The sequence below is a fragment of the Serratia quinivorans genome (assembly GCF_052113645.1).
GTDB lineage: Bacteria > Pseudomonadota > Gammaproteobacteria > Enterobacterales > Enterobacteriaceae > Serratia > Serratia quinivorans_B.
Genome location: NZ_JBIEIU010000012.1, coordinates 128,665 through 146,783 on the forward strand (window position 1 = coordinate 128,665; position 18,119 = coordinate 146,783).

Below are 18,119 nucleotides of genomic sequence, written 5' to 3' on the forward strand. Positions count from 1 at the left end.
TCATACTATAGCCATGCACTTACCACCATAGGATATATCCACTTACCCTATGTTTTTATTGAATTTTTAAGAATCAACCGACGTTTGCCGCCCATGCTTATTTTATGGCGAAGATCATATCATTATTGCTTAACCCTCCCCCTATCTCCCCTGCAAAATGCCAGTCGACCACAACGCCGACAGTGTAAGGGAAACATTACACAAGAAAACGAAAAAGATGACAAAACATTAAGGCATCCCTTACATAATTGAAAGGGTGTTCCGATGGGCTCAATCAGGGTTCAGTTATAATCTATCGGGACAATATCTCAACCTTTCTTGTTCCCCTAAAGTCCATGACCTTATTTGACGCCCTACTCTATTACGCTATTGCACAATGGATGAGCAACAGATGCCTCGTTTACCCTATATAGCATCTGCGTATAGCTTTATAGTTACCAATTAATATCTGTAACCACCGAATACGCCTGTAAAAATCAAAACTAACGTATTCCTGGCGTCCTGTTGAACAGGAGGTTTTTTTGTTAGTAAACAAGTACCTAGCCATTATGTTTTTCCTGGGACGCAAAAATATCTCAGTTAGCCTTATTTTTTTTCTGGCATTAACCCTTTTTACGCTGGCGATGCCCGCTATTCACGCAGCAGAATTGACTCCTGACGAAAAAGAGTGGCTTAGGTCACATCAGGAACTGCGCGTCGGCAGTTATGACGGCGGGCTACCTCCGCTGGAAGACAGGGTCAAAAACCAATTAACCGGGTTTGCGCCGGATGTCCTCAACGAAGTGACCAGTCGGCTGAAATTAACCGTAAAGGTTAAAGAGTATCAAAATCGTCTGGACATGATGCAGGCGCTGCAACGGGGCGAGATCGACCTGGTCATGAACATGTCCCCGACGTTCTCCGGCGCCAAATACCTGCGCTACAGCCAACCCTATGGTGATAATGATCTGATCATTATCAGCGCCCGCGACAACCGCCATATCCTGGATCATTCAGATCTGGTCAAAGCCTCGGTAGCTGTCGTTGCCGGTTCACCGGAGGCGGCACTGATCCCGGATATTTACCCGGCAATCCGGTTGCACGAGTTTGCCAACCAGACGGCCGCGATGATCAGTGTCGAAAAAGGCGATTCGGATGTCTTTATCGGTAATCGCTACACTATTCGCTACTATATCGCACTCAACAAAAGCGAAACCTTCCGAACCGTGGGCAATGCTTATTTGCCGTTGCAAACCCTGAGATTTGCCTTCCCCCGTGACAGCCAATTGCTGGCCAACGCGTTCGATATCGCGATTACAGACATGGGATGGCGCGAGCAGCAAACACTGTTTGAAAAATGGGTCGCCCCCTACTCCGCCCGCTTGCTAAGGTCGGAACGTATCAATCTCTCCCCCGATCAAATTACATTGCTAAATCAGTTGCCTCATTTGCAGGTCAGCAACCTGGAATCCTACCCGCCGTTTTCCTTTCGTAATCAGCACGGTGAACCCAGCGGACTGGTAGAAGATTATTTCGATCTCATTCGTCGCCAACTGCAGCTTAAAACCGAGCGCGTCAGGGTTCGTTCTCTAAACGAATTGATGAAAATGATAAAAGAGGGCGAGATCGATATGGTTCCCGGTTTGCCGCCAACCGAGGAACGCATGCAGTTTTTGGCATTCAGCCAACCCTATGCACGCTTCCCGCTGATGATCGCCACCCGTAAAGAAACCAGTAATATCGAAGGTATCGAGAGCCTCGGCAAAGCGCGAGTAGCCTTGTCCGAAGATGCGGAGCCTATTCCAACCCTGTTACGCAAAAACCCCGAATTGACCCTGGTTCATACCGATACCGCCGAGCAAGGGCTCCAATTGTTGGCCGATCGCCAGGTGGACGCCTACATCGGTAATCTGGTGGTCACCGATCGGATCATTACCGAGCAATATCCTGATATTTTAAAGGTTGCGGCACCGACCGGCTACTATGCCGAGCTGGCGGTTGCGGTCACGAAAAAGTACGCCTATGTCATTCCTTTGATCAACCAGGCTTTAGCCAATATCACTACCGCACGCAAAGAGCAGATCCGCAGCGCCTGGTTCCCTATCACATTCCACGAAAACGCCGATCTTCTGGTGATCGTCAGGAAAATCCTGCCCGCAATATTAGCCGTCGGTTTTATCATGGCATTGCTTATCATTGCCTATTGGCGGTTGCGTAAAGAGACTCACCAAAGGGTGCGCGCACAGATTACCCTAGCCGACCAACTCAGCTTTCAGCACGCGCTGTTGGAAACCATCCCGTTTCCGGTATTAGGCAAAGACCACAACGATCGTTATATCGCGGTAAATAGCGCTTTTGAAAAGCTGACCGGCCACGCGCCTGCACACATGCTGGGCAAGACGCCGGAAGAATGTGGCTATATAGACGCTATCGTCTCGCTGGAGCGTGAGCCGGAAAACCGTGCGGCTCTATCGGCTGAAGAAGGCATTCACCGCTCGTTACGCTATGCCGATGCCAAAGGAGAATTACGGGAAGGATTATTCTGGCTTAAACCCTTCTTCAGTACCGATGGGGGACTCGGCGGCAGCGTTACCGTATTGGTTGACGTCACCGATATCCGCCGCTCTGAAGAGCGAGCGTTGGTTTCGGAAGCCTTGCTGACCGACATTACCGAATCGCTGCCGGTGACCGTGTTTCAAGTCTGCCTTTCGGTGAATGGCGATATGCGATTTACCTACGTGGCCGGTGCCGCAGAAGCCACCTTCGGATTATCTGCCGAAACCATGATGGCGGACCACGAGAGTTTTCATCAGCGGGTCAACGCCGAAGATCTGCCAATGCTACAGGAGAGTTTAATTCGCATGCAGGGCACACTGGCCCCTTTCCAGTGCGAATTCCGCATGCAGGTAAAAAATAACTCGTGCTGGATCCGCGTCAATTCAGGCAGGGGCAAACGCGAAAACAACGGCGATGTACTGTGGGGCGGTTACTTTGAAGACATTACCCAATCCCGCCACCAGGAACGGGCGCTGTTCGAGGCGAAAACCAAGGCTGAAGCCGCAGCCCGAGCCAAAGCCACCTTCCTGGCCACCATGAGCCACGAAATCCGCACCCCGGTACACGGCATTCTAGGCTGGCTGGAGCTGCTGGAAAGAACACGGTTGGATGACGAGCAAAACAGAATGCTGGCTACTGTGCAAAGCTCCGCACAGCATTTAACCCAAGTGATTGATGATATTCTTGATTTTTCCAAGTTAGAGGCGGGCCAGGTATCACTGGAAAATCTGGCGATGGATATCCGGGGATTTCTGTCAGAACTGATGCAAACCCTCAGCTTACAAGCGTTGAAAAAAAATCTGACATTGCACCTGTATCTCGACAGCCAGATCGCGCAAAAACTGATGTTCGATCCGGTCCGGTTGCGCCAAATTTTAATGAATTTTCTCAGTAACTCACTGAAGTTTACCCGCGCGGGCCACATTACGTTGCAGCTGGTTCTCCTCAGCAATCAGAAGAGCCGGCAGAAGTTGCGCTTCAGCGTGGTCGATACCGGTATCGGCATTCCTGCGGATATGCAGCAACAGCTGTTCCAGTCTTTTCAGCAGGCCGAGGCTTCCACCACCCGTCGTTTTGGTGGCACCGGCTTAGGGCTGGCAATCTCCAAAGGCCTGGCGCAGCAGATGAACGGTGATCTCACCATGCTCAGCCAGCCTGGCGAAGGCACGACCCTCAGTTTAGATGTCTGCTTCGACGTCTATGCCCCTTCACCGGCGTTACCAGGGTTGTTGGGCACACGCGCCACTCTCTGGTGTGATGACACCGTTATCAGCCAGAATCTGCGGGAAATGCTGTTGGCGTTAGGCATCACCGTCACCTGTATATCCGGCACGCAGTCGCCTGCGCTTGTCATCGCCGGCTGCGACCTGCTGTTTATCGAGGAGGCCACGCTGGAAAATCTTGCAATACCGGCCACCGCCCGGGAAAACGTGATCGCACTGAGTCAAAAACCGCGGCCGGACAATGCCGCAAATTTACATATTCTTGGCGTCACGCCCTTATCGTGGGAAAGACTTAAAAACCTTTGCGCCACCTTATTAATCAAGCAAAAAAAACACGCGGTGAACGTCAGTGCGCCAACAGAAGTGGCTACCGCAGATATCACCCTGAGCCGTGAACATGCTCTGGCGAACGGAAGCCTGATTTTGGTCGCCGAAGATCACCCGATTAGCCGGGAACTGATCAAACACCAGCTGCAAATACTGGGTTATTGTTTTGACATTGTTGAGGATGGACAACAGGCTTTACAGGCCATAGAAAACACAAATTATGGCCTGGCGATTATTGACTGCCATATGCCCTATATTGATGGCCTGGAATTAAGTCGCCTGATCCGCAAGAAAGAGGCGGCGAATAAGGGGCCAAGGCTGAAGATTGTCGCGCTGACGGCCGGCGTACTGGAAGAACAGGAAGATCAGTGTATTGCCGCCGGTATGGATGCCTACCTGACAAAACCCATTGATATTAAAGGATTGAAGGAGATCCTAACCCGCCTCCTTACGCCCAAAACGGTAACCACAGCGGCATTCACGTCTACCGCCCCGGCTCCCCTGCTCAACTTAGATATGGTTTCTTTGAATCAACGTTATGGTTCAGAAGAAAAAACCAGAGTGGTCATAGGTATGATGCTAGGCAATCTGGACCATGGATTGCACCAGCTAGTCAGCAGCCACTCCGCAGTGCAGCAGGCGTTGATCGTGCGCCATTTGGCATTGGATCTGGCTGCGCTTGATTGCCATATGTTGGTCGAACTGGCCACAGAATTGGAAACCAGGCTACACCAGGGGGATATTAACCTTGCCGACGCTGTGCAAGATTTTAAACAGATTATTGAGCAGTTGATCCTGCAATTACATATGTTATAGCGGCAAAAAAGGCGATGGCCAAGGCATAGCCAAACGAATACATAAAGATATTATGACCGGTAATATGGGGTTGCGGGCTTTCTACCAACAGTCTGCTGACTGTGACATCCATGATCCACTCAGAAGACTACCTGCTTTAAACAACATGATTATTGATAACATCAATAAAATAAATAAAAAAAACCAAAGAACAAACAACACCTTAAACATATACCAACAAATAAAACTCTACTCTTGTATTACAAATAAATACTTTTCCAGTTCAACCATCGAAAGAAATAAAAAAACAAACGTAAAACTCCGTTTTATTGGTTAACTGAAAAATCATATCCATATATATCATAATTCACGATATGATCATCCAACAAAAGCATGGATCAGGCTTATCATTCATAACTCTCTTCAATCGTGTTAACTGATGATAAGTCAGCATTAATACTGGCATTTACAATGCCATTTTATGGGAAGGAACCGATTATGATCAGAGAATCGATAACCGTATTTTTATCGGATAAAAATCGCTATTTTGTAAATGGCATTCAGTCAGCACTGGAGATCTACTTCCGTTCAAAAAATGTGAATGTACATTTCACTGAGAATACCTTCGAATACAGAACGGCTGACATCATCTTCCTGGCAGCGAATCCAAGCGAAAGCACCCTACCTTATTACTTGTATTCACAAGCAAAAATCCATTGTCCATTGGTTTTCTTGATCGATGATGTACGGGTAACGTCCTCCCCTGTCAGTACGGCCAGCAGAAAAAAATTCACTCATATCTCTCGCAAAAAAAGCGTAGAGGCGTTATTTGAAACTATCGACCGCGTTATTTTCACCAAGGTAATTCAAAATAAACGAAATCGTTATAATGTTGATAACGCGTCCCGATTCGCCCAATTCTCTAGCAGGGAATATGAAGTTATTCATTATCTTTCCTTAGGCTTACCCAATATTTCGATTTCGCGAAAACTGAAAATCAGCGAAAAGACCATTAGCCAACACAAACGTAACGCAATGAGAAAGCTTAACTTTAAGCGCAATGCCGAACTGCATTTTTGGCTGCTGTGCGGTGGGTTAAAAGACGTTGGTAAACATGTACCGATGTAACCCCGTCAGGGGAAACTTTCATTACTCTCAATCGTCCTTCCCCCCACAACCAGGCTAACTATGAAAAGAAAGACGCTGTTCTCTATTCGGTTAAAAACGCCATGTATCGGGTTCTCTGGCTACCCGAACAAAGGCCAATTGAGGGTCATGGATGACTCAACGCCAGAACAGCGAAAAGCCGGCCAAAGTGAGCGGAAAGGTACAGATAAGTGATCCCAAACCGCGCGACTGTGCTTGGTTTGACCAGCATGCTGCTGTTGGTACTGGCGTTGCTGCCCTCATTCTCAAAAGCAATTAACGCTGCCCTTCCCGCGCTTTTACACTCGGTACCAGACTCTCAGGATGAGTCGGCAGACGGAGGGAATCAAAAACGATTGAGCGACAGCAGCGGCATGGCACAGCTAGATGAGCCCAACAACCTGAGCCGGGGAAATGTTAAGTATCAGCAGGCGTCCAAGCTGCGCATGCGGACCATTGCGGGAGATGACAACGCACTGAAGAACAATCGGAAGGAGTTGCAAAAAAGCGATTCCGATTTACCGGATGAAAGCACCTCGGCCAAATTTAATTTTCAAAGCATTTTGCTGGAAGTGAAAAGGTTTGTCAGGAGAAAGATACTGTCACACAGATAGTTGGCGAGGGTTGAACTTGGAGCGGGTGAAGGGAATCGAACCCTCGTATGCAGCTTGGGAAGCTGCCGTTCTACCATTGAACTACACCCGCATCGGTGTGCGGCAGTCATTATAACCGGTTATCCTCGCCGGGCAAGCGGAGATAGCGCGTAACTGCTGATGTTTTAAGCAGTTAGCAGTAATGGCCTTAACATCCTGCCCCGCGGGCAAAAAAAACCGGCGCAGTTACCTGCACCGGTTGATATCCACTCTGCGAAACGTTATTTCTGCGGGCGCATGGCCGGGAACAGGATCACGTCACGAATGGTGTGGCTGTTGGTGAACAGCATCACCATACGGTCGATACCGATACCCAAACCCGCCGTCGGCGGCAGGCCATGTTCCAGCGCGGTGACATAGTCTTCGTCATAGAACATCGCTTCGTCATCGCCGGCGTCTTTCGCATTCGCCTGGTCAGCAAAACGCTGCGCCTGGTCTTCTGCGTCATTCAGCTCGGAGAAGCCGTTACCGATTTCACGGCCGCCGATGAAGAACTCGAAGCGGTCGGTGATTTCCGGGTTGTTATCATTACGGCGCGCCAGCGGCGACACTTCCGCCGGGTACTCGGTGATGAAGGTCGGCTGAATCAGATGGCTTTCCGCCACTTCTTCGAAGATCTCGGTCACAACGCGACCTAGGCCCCAGCTCTTCTCAATCTTGATGCCGATGGATTCAGCGATGGCCACCGCTTTGCCCATGTCAGCCAGATCGGCCAGATCGGTTTCCGGACGGTATTTTTTGATCGCTTCGGTCATGGTCAGCTTTTCAAATGGCTTGCCGAAGTCGAACACTTCATCGCCGTACTGCACCTGAGTATTGCCCAGTACGTTCTGGGTCAGGGTACGGAACAGAGATTCAGTCAGTTCGATCAGATCTTTGTAATCCGCGTAAGCCATATAGAGTTCCATCATGGTGAACTCTGGGTTATGACGCGGAGAAACGCCTTCGTTACGGAAGTTACGGTTGATCTCGAACACGCGCTCGAAACCACCTACTACCAGACGCTTCAGGTACAGCTCTGGCGCGATACGCAGGTACATATCGATATCCAGCGCATTGTGGTGCGTCACGAACGGGCGTGCAGAAGCTCCGCCGGGGATCACCTGCATCATAGGGGTTTCGACTTCCATGAAGCCACGTTCCACCATGAAGTTACGCATCGCTGCCATGATCTGAGAACGCACCTTGAAGGTCTTGCGCGATTCGTCGTTGGCGATCAGGTCCAGATAACGCTGGCGGTAACGGGTTTCCTGATCCGCCAGGCCGTGGAACTTGTCCGGCAGCGGGCGCAGGGCTTTGGTCAGCAGACGCAGTTCGGTGCAGTGGATGGACAGCTCACCGGTCTTGGTCTTGAACAACTTGCCGCGTGCGCCAACGATGTCGCCCAGGTCCCACTTCTTGAATTGCTCGTTGTAAATGCCTTCCGCCAGATCGTCGCGCGCAACGTACAGCTGGATACGACCGCCAACGTCCTGCAGCGTGACAAATGACGCTTTACCCATGATACGACGTGTCATCATGCGGCCGGCCACGGTGACTTCTACACCCAGCGCTTCCAGCTCTTCGTTGTCTTTTTCGCCGTACGCTGCATGCAGCTTGTCTGACGTGGTGTCGCGACGAAAATCATTCGGGAACGCAATGCCGTTCTCGCGCAGCGCAGCCAGTTTCTCACGGCGTGACTGCAACTCGTTATTGAGATCCAGCGCCTGATCGGCGCCTTGTGGTTGTTGCTCAGACATTTCTGTTCCTTATAACCCGGCTTTCAAACTTGCCTCAATGAATTTATCCAGGTCGCCATCTAATACGGCCTGCGTGTTGCGCGTTTCAACGTTAGTGCGCAAATCCTTGATGCGGGAATCATCCAGCACGTATGAACGGATTTGGCTGCCCCAACCGATGTCAGACTTGTTGTCTTCCATCATCTGTTTATCAGCATTTTTCTTTTGCATCTCAAACTCGTACAGCTTGGCTCGCAGCTGTTTAAACGCTTGATCCTTGTTCTTATGCTGAGAACGGTCGTTCTGGCACTGCACTACGATGTTGGTCGGCAAGTGGGTAATACGCACCGCCGACTCGGTTTTGTTTACGTGCTGACCACCCGCACCGGAAGCGCGATACACGTCGATACGCAGATCCGCCGGATTGATGTCGATATCAATATCGTCTTCCACTTCCGGGTAGATAAACACCGAACTGAAGGAGGTATGACGACGGCCACCGGAGTCGAACGGGCTCTTGCGCACCAGGCGATGCACGCCGGTTTCAGTACGCAACCAGCCAAACGCATAGTCGCCGATAATCTTGATGGTGGCGGATTTCAGCCCCGCGACGTCGCCGTCGGACTCTTCAATCACTTCCGTTTTAAAGCCCTTGGCTTCGGCCCAGCGCAGGTACATGCGCAGCAGCATGCTGGCCCAGTCTTGCGCTTCGGTACCGCCGGAGCCTGCCTGGATATCCAGGTAGCAATCAGCACTGTCGTATTCACCTGAGAACATACGACGAAATTCTAATTGCTCCAGCTTGGCGGACAGTTGATCAAGCTCAATGACGGCTTCGTTAAAGGTTTCTTCATCTTCAGCTTCAACCGCCAGTTCCAACAGGCCGGTGACGTCTTCGCCGCCTTGCTCCAGTTGGTCGATGGTTTCAACGATGGCTTCGAGCGCCGCACGCTCTTTACCCAGCGCCTGTGCGCGATCGGGTTCGTTCCAGACGTCAGGCTGTTCCAGCTCCGCGTTGACTTCTTCTAGGCGTTCTTTCTTGGCATCATAGTCAAAGATACCCCCTAAGAACGGCAGTCCGCTCGGACAGGTCCTGAATACGGTTTTTTACCGGATTAATTTCAAACATGGTTTTTAGCGTTCTTTTACGTTAGATGTCGTCGATGGCGAAATGCCATTGGAACCGGTAATTCTATCGGATCCAGGCTTCAGTTTATAGCGAGTTGCTCAGTTTTTGTGGGCAAGAAATGTGGCCGGGGCAAGACATGCCAACCCCGGCTTCATAGCGGTGCGAATCAACGCGGCCAGAGATGCTGAATCAACAACTGCACGTTGCGGTTGCCGCGGAACTCATTGACGTCGAGCTTGTAGGCCAGTTCAACCTCACGCACGCTGCTGTCAGGCCACAGCGTGGTGTCCACATTGAAGGCGATACCGTCAAGCAGCGGGCCGCCGCCAAGCGGTTCGACCATCAGCTTCAGGTGCTTCTCTCCCACCAGCCGCTGCTGCAAAATACGAAACGTGCCGTCGAAGGTCGGCTCCGGGAATGCCTGCCCCCAAGGGCCGCCCTCGCGCAACAGCTCCGCGGTTTCCAGCGAAAGCTCCTGCACCGCCAGCTCTCCGTCAGACCAAATCACCCCTTCCAGCATCGCCGGATCGAGCCATTCCCCCACCAGATCGCCAAAGCGCTGGCGGAACTCGTCGAATTTGGCCTCTTCCAGCGACAATCCGGCCGCCATCGCATGGCCGCCGAACTTCATCATCAGCCCCGGATTCAGCGTATCGAGCCGCTCCAGCGCATCGCGCATGTGCAGACCGGCTATCGAACGGCCTGAACCTTTCAAAATGCCCTCGCCCGCCGGAGCGAACGCGATCACCGGGCGGTGGAAGCGTTCCTTGATGCGAGAGGCCAGAATGCCCACCACGCCCTGATGCCATTCAGGATGATACATCGCCAGCCCGTACGGCAAGGCGGTGCTACTGCGTTCCAGTTGGTCACACAGCTGCAGGGCTTCGACCTGCATGCCCTGTTCAATCTCGCGCCGTGTCAGGTTGAGCGCATCCAGATCGTTGGCCAGCATGCGCGCCTGCGCAATGTCGTCGCTCAACAGCAGCGCCACACCAATCGACATGTCGTCCAACCGCCCGGCAGCATTGAGCCGCGGGCCCAATGCAAAACCGAGGTCGTTGGCTGCCAACTGGCGCGCGTCGCGATTCGCCACTTCCAGCAACGCCCGAATACCCGGCCGACACTTGCCGGCGCGAATGCGATTCAGGCCCTGATACACCAGAATACGGTTGTTGGCGTCAAGCGGCACCACGTCGGCAACCGTGCCGAGCGCCACCAAATCCAGCAGCTCCGCCAAATTTGGCATCGTAAGCGCACGCTGTTCAAACCAGCCACTGTCACGCAACCGGGCACGCAGCGCCAGCATCAGGTAGAAAGCCACCCCGACACCGGCCAGGGATTTGGAGGGAAACTCGCAGCCGCGCAGGTTAGGGTTAACGATCGCTTCCGCCGCCGGCAGGGTTTCACCCGGCAGGTGGTGATCGGTCACCAGCACCTGCATACCTTTGGCATGTGCCACATCAACGCCCGCGTGGGAGGAAATGCCGTTATCCACGGTAAGGATCAATTCTGCGCCGCGCGTCGCCGCCTGCTCCACCACTTCGGGGCTAAGGCCGTAGCCATCCTCAAAGCGATTCGGCACCAGATAATCGACAGCGCTGCCCCCCATACTGCGCAGCGCCAGCACCGTCAGTGCGGTACTGGTGGCGCCGTCGGCGTCGAAGTCGCCCACCACAATGATGCGGCGACTCGCGGCCAACGCCTGTTGCAGAATGCTCACGGCGGCGTCAATGCCGTCCAACTGCTGCCAGGGCAGCATGCCTTTGACACTGCGCTCCAGCTCCTGCTCAGCCTTCACGCCGCGCAGCGCGTATAAACGGCGCAGTAGCGGATGCAGGCTGGCGGGCAGGTGACTGTCGTCCGTCGCCGCACGGCGGCGTAGTTGTGTTTTGATGCTCACCGGCGATTAACCACCGGTTTTGGTTGCGGTCTGATGCGCGTCCAGCATGGCGGCCATCTCTTTCGGCCCCTGATAACCTGGGATCATCATGCCGTTTTCCAGAATGATCGCCGGGGTGCCCTGAATACCGAACTGCACGCCGAGCGCGTAGTGTTTGCTGATGTCGGTTTTACAGGTCGCCGGGGAAACCGCATCGCCTTTCATCGCAAGGTCAAAAGCCTTGGCTTTATCGGCGGTACACCAAATGGACTGCATGTCTTTCTCGGCCTGGGAGTTCAGCCCCTGACGCGGGAACGCCAGATAGCGGACGGTAATGCCCAGATCGTTATACTCTTTCATCTGCTCATGCAGTTTGTGGCAATAGCCGCAGGTGATGTCGGTAAACACGGTAATCACGTGCTTTTGCTTTGGCGCTTTGTAGACGATCATCTGATCTTTCAGCGCTTCCAATTTGCCGGTCAGCAGTTGGTTGGTGACGTTAACCGGCTCTTTGCCACTGACGTCGTACAGTGGGCCTTGCAGAATGTGTTTGCCGTCTTCGGTCACGTAAAGCACGCCGTTATCGGTCAGCACGGTTTTCAGGCCATTCACCGGTGAAGGCTGTACGTCCGCCTGCTGGATGCCCAGGCTGCCAAGCGCTTTTTGAATTGCCGCATCGTCGGCATGGGCCGCGCCGGTCACAGAAGCCACCAGCAGAGAGAGCAGCATTAAACCTTTCTTCATTCTTCCAATCCTTTTGAACCCGGCGCGTCAGGCACGCGGGTGGTGCTGTTGATGTAGCTGTTTAAGTCTTTCGGTCGCTACATGCGTATAAATTTGTGTAGTCGAGAGGTCGCTATGCCCCAATAACATCTGTACGACACGGAGATCGGCCCCATGGTTCAGCAAATGGGTGGCAAACGCGTGGCGCAACACATGCGGCGACAGCCGCTCGCTGTCAATGCCCGCTAGGATCGCATAGTGTTTGATACGATGCCAGAATGTCTGTCGGGTCATTTGCTGGCAACGGTTGCTGGGGAACAAGACGTCCAGCGCCTGGCCGTTGACCATCCACGGGCGGCCGTGCTCCAGATAATTTTCAATCCAGTACACCGCCTCTTCACCCAGCGGCACCAGCCGTTCCTTGTTGCCTTTGCCGATCACCCGTACCACGCCCTGGCGCAGGCTGACGTCGCTGATGGTCAACCCAACCAGTTCGGAGACCCGCAATCCGGTGGCGTACAACACTTCCAGCATCGCCTTGTCGCGCAGCTCCAGCGGTTGATCGACGCACGGCGCCTGCAGCAGCGCATCAACCTGCGCTTCACTGAGATCTTTCGGCAGCCGCTGCGGCAACTTCGGCGAAGCGAGCAACGCGGTCGGATCGTCGGTGCGCCTATTTTCGCGGTACAGGTATTGGAACAGGCGGCGCATGGCGCTCAGTAAACGCGCGGAGCTGGTGGCCTTGTAACCGCCCTCCACACGCTCGGCAAGAAACGCCTGCAGATCCAGCGCCTGCGCCTGTAACAGCGGGATATTTTGATGGTTCAGCCAGGCGACCAGCGCCTGCAGATCCAGCCGATAAGAGGCCAGCGTATTTTCTGCCAGATTGCGTTCGAGCCACAGCGCATCCAGGAATTGCTCAATCAACGCATGATCTTGCTGTTGCACGTGGTCCTCTCTTTGTTACGTTTATGCCACAGGCATTATGCCTTAAACCGGGACAAATCGGGTATACTCGGCGCAATTCTACCTACGGCAATATAAACGGTTTACACATGAAGATTGGTCTGTTTTACGGCTCCAGCACCTGCTACACCGAGATGGCGGCAGAAAAAATCCGTGAGATTCTGGGTGAAGACCTGGTCGACCTGCACAACCTGAAAGACGTCTCCCCCAAGCTGATGGAAGAGTACTCCATCCTGATCCTCGGCATGCCAACCTGGGACTTCGGTGAGTTGCAGGAAGACTGGGAGGCGATTTGGCCACAGCTGACCACGCTGGATTTGAAAGGAAAAATCGTCGCCATGTATGGCATGGGCGATCAGCTCGGTTACGGTGAATGGTTCCTGGATGCGCTCGGCATGCTGCACGATCATATCGCTCCGCTCGGCGTGCAATTTATCGGTTTTTGGCCGACCGAGGGCTTCGAATTCACCAGCCCCAAACCACTGAGCGCCGACGGCAAACACTTTGTCGGCCTGGCGCTGGACGATGTAAACCAATACGACATGAGCGAAGACCGCCTGCAACAGTGGTGTGAACAGATCCTGCTGGAGATGGAACCCCTGCTGTAATGCCTTTGGGCGCGGTTTATCATGACCGCGCCCAATCCCCCGCTTATTTCCACAACCGGAAGCGGCTTTCCTCTTCTCCGACAGGCGCTTCGCCGCTCAGACGGGCCGGATCGGCCACCTGATACCAGTCCAGCTTACGTGTCAACAGCATAATCCCCGCCAGAATCGCAAACAGCAGCCCCGCGCCCAGCACCAACGCGTTATCTTCCGATTGCAGCAGCAGGTACAACACGCCATACAGCATGAGCAGGCTGGCGGCGAACAATGCACCACGCAACCGGCCGCGCAGTACCGCGCTGAGGTAAAAGGCAATCAGCCCACTGCAGGCGATACTGGCCAGCAGATAAGCGGTGGCAAAGCCGAAATGCTCGGAGAACGCCAGCAGGATCAGGTAGAACAGCACCAACGCCGCCCCCACCAGCAAGTATTGGATCGGATGCACCCGCAGGCCGGTCAGGGTTTCGAACAGGAAGAACGCCATAAACGTCAGGCCGATAAACAGCACCGCATATTTCACCGCGCGTTCAGTCAGTTGGTAATGGTCTACGGGTTCAATCAGGCTGGTGCTGAAAGTCGGCAATTTGTCCTCATCGAGGATCCCGTCGTCGTAATGGAAGGCACTGTTGATATTGTTGGCGAACCAGGTACTGCGCCAACGCGCGCTAAAGCCTTTCTCCGTCACTTTACGCTCGTCCGGCAAGAAGGTACCGAGGAAGTTCGGGTGCGGCCAGTTGCTCTGCAACGTCAATTCGCTGCTACGCCCAAGCGGCACCAACGACAGGCTGCTGGTGCCTGCCAACGTGAGGGTGAAATCGGCATCCAATCCGGTTTTCTGCAGCGCGGCCAGCGTCAGCGGGGCATGAATACCCTGCGGCAAAACGTTGACCTGGGTGCCCGGTTCAAAGGTCGTCTGCGACTGCGCACTGGTAAGCGGCGAAATGCTCTTGATACCACGAGAGTCGCTCAGCGACACCAGCAGGAAAGGTTGCCCAATAACGACATTGCTGCGTTGCAGATCGCTCAGATCCGGCTGGCCGAATTTCACCTGAAACTTCAGCGGCCCCTGATACACCTGGGTCTGGTAAATCCCCAACTTGCGCACTTCCACGTTCGGCTTACCGTTAACCTGCAGATTCTCCGGCAACAGATAGCGATGATGCCGGACCATTTGCACCACTTTCTGTCCCTTGTCGTCAGTCTTCTCCTCCCGCTCGGTGTAAGGAATGACAATCAGTGGCCCCAAAATGCGCTGCGCCCGGCTGGTGCTTTCGCTCACCTGCCCCACCACGCTCTGGCGGTAGCCGCTGCGTTCTTCAATCACATTCATTAACTGCGTCACTGGGATGATCATCAAAATCATCAATCCCAGCAGGGTGGCTATTTTCCAAAACAGTACCGATTTCATCATCGCTGCGCGCTCCTTGTAGGTAATGGCGCCACGATAACGGCCTCAGGTGAAAGCAGGATGTGGTTATGTGAAGGGAAGGTGAAGTCAGAGAGATAAGGTGAAAATTGCCACCACGCCGTGCGGCTGGCGGTTGTCCAACCGGATAGCGCCACGGTGCAATCGCGCCACTTCCTGCACAAAGCTTAGCCCCAGACCGCTGCTTTTCGGCTTGTCGGCCCGGGCCAGCGAATAGAAACGTTCGAACACTTTGTCCAGCGCATAATCCGGAATGCCGCTGCCGTCGTCGCTGACGGTGATCCGGTAGTGGCTCTCATGGCGTTCGCCGCGCACGCCGATGCTGCCGCCCGCGGGGGTGAAATCCAGCGCATTGTCGAGCAGATTGGTCAACGCCTGACTGATCAGCAGCGCGTCACCGGTCAGGGTGATCTCTTCCGTCCCTTCTATCTGCAATACAATGCCACGCCGTGCTGCCTGTGCCTCTTTGCCGGCAACCGCCTGGCGCACCAGTGCCGCTATCGCCAATGGCGCCGTCTCCAGCCCGGGACGACTTTCCAGCCGTGCCTGAACCAGCAACTTATCCACCAACTGCTGAATACGCGTGCTCTGCTGTTCGATATTGGTCAGAAAACGCTGAGCGGTGGCCGGAGGTGGCAACTCCTGCAACAGTTCCGCTGCGCCACGGATCGCCGCCAACGGGCTTTTCAACTCGTGGGTCAGGGTATGCACATACTGTTCGATGTAGGCTTTGCCCTCCAGCTTCATCCGCATGCTTTCCAACGCCTGCGCCAATTGCGTCAGTTCATGGCCGCCCATTTTCGGCAACGGGATGCTTTCCCCCTGCGCCACGCCGTCTGCGTAGCGCACCAGCCTGCCAATCGAGCGGTTGATCCACCAAACGAAACCCAGGCCAATCAGCAATGCAATACCCAGCAGCAGCGCCCCCGCCCACAGAATGCGCCGTTCGCTGCGCTTGATCACCGGGGCCATGGTGCTGTTGGGTTTTCCGACGCTGAGTACGCCGATGACTTTGCCCTGCTCCAGCACCGGCGCGGCTACGTACATCACCGAACTGTTTTCATCCTGCGGGTTGCTGCGCGTACTGCGTGCACCGTACTGGCCGCGCAGCGTCAGATAGACGTCATTCCAGCGAGAGTAATCCTGGCCCAGGGCCTTGCCGCTGGAATCAAAGATGACTTTGCCGTCTTGATCGGTGAGATAAACGTGATATTCGCTGCGATCCTTGCGGATGCCGGCAATATTGGCGCCGATTGGCCGTTGATTGAGTTGAGCGAATGCCTGCGCCAGCTGGCCGTGTGCCACATCGGCACGTTGCATATCCAGACGCGCAATTTGCGCCAGCAGGTTGGCGGTATCCACCAACGTGCCTTCGGTTGCACGCCGCACACCGGGCTTCACTTCCTGCACGAAAATGCTCAGCACGAAATACCCTGCCACCGCCACAATCAGGAAATACCCCAGCAGCAGGCGCAGACCTATTCTCATGGTTGGCGGCTCACGCTGTAGCCCAGGCCACGATGAGTATGGATTGGCGGTTCGCCCGGATCGATCGTGCGCAGCTTGGCGCGCAGTGTTTTGATATGGGTGTCGACAGTACGGTCCAGGCTCTCTTCCGCCTGCGCCCAAACGCTGTCCATCAGTTGCTGACGTGAAAACACCCTGCCGGGGGCCAGTAGCAAAGTTTTTAACAGCAGAAATTCATAGCGAGTCAGTGGCAACGGCTGCTGATGGTAATAAATGGTCGCCGCCGGTTCATCCAGCTCAAAAGCGCCGAAGCTATACAGCGCAGGCTGTTGCAGGCGCTGTTGCTTTTGCAGACGACGCAGAATGGTTCGCACGCGGGCGCTGACCTCACGTGGAGAAAAAGGTTTAGCGACGTAATCATCGGCACCGATTTCCAGGCCGATCAGGCGATCTAGCTCGTCACTGCGGGCGGTGAGAAAAAGAATCGGCAAGTCCGCCGCCTGCGCCAGCAGACGACGACACAGTTCAAAACCGTTGATATCCGGCAAACCGACATCGAGGATCGCCAGCGCGGGCGCCCCTTGCGCCAACGCCTGCAATGCCGGTTCGCCGCGCTCGAACCAGCGCACCTGAAAGCCTTCGCTCTCCAGGGTATAAATCAGCGTATCGGCAATGCTGGGCTCATCCTCCACCAGCCACAACGTCGGCTTCATCAGGGTTCCTCGTCGTCACTGGCCGGCGGGTACAACAGCTGTTGGCGCAAGTGCCGCCAGTCGGCTTTGGCCATGCTGTCGGAGGCCAACCACAAACGACGGCGTTTTTTACCCTGTACCGGCTGCAACGTCAGCAGAATGCCGTAACACGGCATCCAGGGCTGCTTGGCGAGCTGCCATTCTTGCCCGTGCCAACCCACCCGTTGGTTCTCCAACAGGCGTAATTCTCCCTGCCGCGACGCAATGCGTTTTTGGCTACGAATGCATTCAAACACCACCAACGTCAGCAACACCAGCCAGATTGGCCCGTAGCCTTCCGGCCAGGGTGAAATCAGGATCAGCAGGATCAGAACGCCGTGCGCCAGCAGCGAGAGTAACTGGGTGCGCCAGGAAATACGAACATCACATCGCCACTGGGCCACGGTCTTTATTTCGCGTCTGGATCAGTGTCACCATTCTCTGCAGTTCACTGTCCTGCGGAGCGCCATGATTCATCAGCCAGTTGAACAAATCGGGATCGTCGCTCTCAAGCAGGCGGATAAACAGCGCTTTATCTGTGTCATTCAACTGGTCGTACTCATATTCGAAGAACGGCATGATTGAGATGTCCAGCTCACGCATGCCACGGCGACAAGCCCAGTGAATACGTGCTTTGTTATTAATATCCATGTTGTTATGACTAACCTCTTTTCAGCGTGGCTACGCCATCGCAGGGTTCAACCGACACACAGTATGGCAACACCGGCGCGATATAATTCCATCAGCCAAAGATCTGTCTGCAAGGGTAACCCTTGACCGTAAGCCTATAGAGTAA

At 54.1% G+C, this 18,119-nt stretch carries 14 protein-coding genes and 1 tRNA gene; 4 read left to right on the top strand and 11 right to left on the bottom strand.

The features are described from left to right. The first annotated feature begins 647 nt into the window (after positions 1–647). The 3 genes from ACGS9J_RS20595 (at position 648) to ACGS9J_RS20605 (ending at position 6,640) form a co-directional block, all read left to right on the top strand. Positions 648–4,901: a transporter substrate-binding domain-containing protein gene (locus ACGS9J_RS20595; protein ID WP_442232625.1), complete on the top strand. Its 4,254-nt coding sequence runs from the start codon at positions 648–650 to the stop codon at positions 4,899–4,901. Between the two features lie 477 nt (positions 4,902–5,378). After that, positions 5,379–6,008 (top strand): helix-turn-helix domain-containing protein, encoded by a 630-nt coding sequence (locus ACGS9J_RS20600; protein WP_442232626.1) that lies wholly within the window; start codon positions 5,379–5,381, stop codon positions 6,006–6,008. Between the two features lie 209 nt (positions 6,009–6,217). Next, the gene (locus ACGS9J_RS20605) at positions 6,218–6,640 is read left to right on the top strand and encodes a hypothetical protein (protein ID WP_442232627.1); all 423 of its coding nucleotides are present in this window, start codon (positions 6,218–6,220) and stop codon (positions 6,638–6,640) included. 17 nt (positions 6,641–6,657) lie between these two features. Here ACGS9J_RS20605 and ACGS9J_RS20610 read toward each other — a convergent pair. The 6 genes from ACGS9J_RS20610 to xerD form a co-directional block, all read right to left on the bottom strand. After that, a tRNA-Gly gene (locus ACGS9J_RS20610) sits at positions 6,658–6,731 on the bottom strand. A gap of 169 nt (positions 6,732–6,900) precedes the next feature. After that, complete coding sequence (lysS, locus tag ACGS9J_RS20615; RefSeq protein ID WP_442232628.1) at positions 6,901–8,418, bottom strand: lysine--tRNA ligase; 1,518 nt, start codon at positions 8,416–8,418, stop codon at positions 6,901–6,903. Between the two features lie 9 nt (positions 8,419–8,427). Beyond that, positions 8,428–9,526, bottom strand: a protein-coding gene (gene prfB / locus ACGS9J_RS20620) for a peptide chain release factor 2 (RefSeq protein WP_442232629.1) whose coding sequence is annotated in 2 segments (ribosomal slippage) — positions 8,428–9,450 and positions 9,452–9,526 — 1,098 coding nt in all. Because the reading frame shifts where the segments join, the coding sequence is not laid out codon by codon here. A 166-nt stretch (positions 9,527–9,692) separates the two neighbouring features. Further along, complete coding sequence (gene recJ, locus ACGS9J_RS20625; protein ID WP_442232630.1) at positions 9,693–11,426, bottom strand: single-stranded-DNA-specific exonuclease RecJ; 1,734 nt, start codon at positions 11,424–11,426, stop codon at positions 9,693–9,695. A 6-nt stretch (positions 11,427–11,432) separates the two neighbouring features. Beyond that, positions 11,433–12,149: a bifunctional protein-disulfide isomerase/oxidoreductase DsbC gene (gene dsbC / locus ACGS9J_RS20630; RefSeq protein ID WP_442232631.1), complete on the bottom strand. Its 717-nt coding sequence runs from the start codon at positions 12,147–12,149 to the stop codon at positions 11,433–11,435. A 27-nt stretch (positions 12,150–12,176) separates the two neighbouring features. After that, positions 12,177–13,076, bottom strand: a complete 900-nt coding sequence (gene xerD / locus ACGS9J_RS20635) for a site-specific tyrosine recombinase XerD (RefSeq protein ID WP_442232632.1) — start codon at positions 13,074–13,076, stop codon at positions 12,177–12,179. A gap of 107 nt (positions 13,077–13,183) precedes the next feature. Here xerD and fldB point away from each other — a divergent pair, with 107 nt between their 5' ends. After that, on the top strand, positions 13,184–13,702 hold the full coding sequence (gene fldB / locus ACGS9J_RS20640) for a flavodoxin FldB (protein WP_442232633.1): 519 nt from the start codon (positions 13,184–13,186) through the stop codon (positions 13,700–13,702). 43 nt (positions 13,703–13,745) lie between these two features. Here the strand turns inward: fldB and creD are convergent, their stop codons facing one another. The 5 genes from creD to sdhE form a co-directional block, all read right to left on the bottom strand. Beyond that, positions 13,746–15,110 (bottom strand): cell envelope integrity protein CreD, encoded by a 1,365-nt coding sequence (gene creD, locus ACGS9J_RS20645; protein ID WP_442232634.1) that lies wholly within the window; start codon positions 15,108–15,110, stop codon positions 13,746–13,748. 84 nt (positions 15,111–15,194) lie between these two features. Continuing rightward, entirely contained in the window at positions 15,195–16,613 is a 1,419-nt protein-coding gene (gene creC / locus ACGS9J_RS20650; protein ID WP_442232635.1) for a two-component system sensor histidine kinase CreC, read from the bottom strand. Beyond that, positions 16,610–17,305: a two-component system response regulator CreB gene (gene creB, locus ACGS9J_RS20655; RefSeq protein ID WP_442232636.1), complete on the bottom strand. Its 696-nt coding sequence runs from the start codon at positions 17,303–17,305 to the stop codon at positions 16,610–16,612. Before creB ends, creC begins: the two co-directional genes overlap by 4 nt. Then, positions 17,305–17,727, bottom strand: coding sequence for a protein YgfX (locus ACGS9J_RS20660; RefSeq protein ID WP_442232637.1), 423 nt, complete (start codon positions 17,725–17,727; stop codon positions 17,305–17,307). The genes creB and ACGS9J_RS20660 overlap by 1 nt, the downstream gene beginning before the upstream one ends. Next, the gene (gene sdhE / locus ACGS9J_RS20665) at positions 17,708–17,974 is read right to left on the bottom strand and encodes an FAD assembly factor SdhE (protein ID WP_037418284.1); all 267 of its coding nucleotides are present in this window, start codon (positions 17,972–17,974) and stop codon (positions 17,708–17,710) included. Before sdhE ends, ACGS9J_RS20660 begins: the two co-directional genes overlap by 20 nt. Between the last annotated feature and the right edge of the window lie 145 nt (positions 17,975–18,119).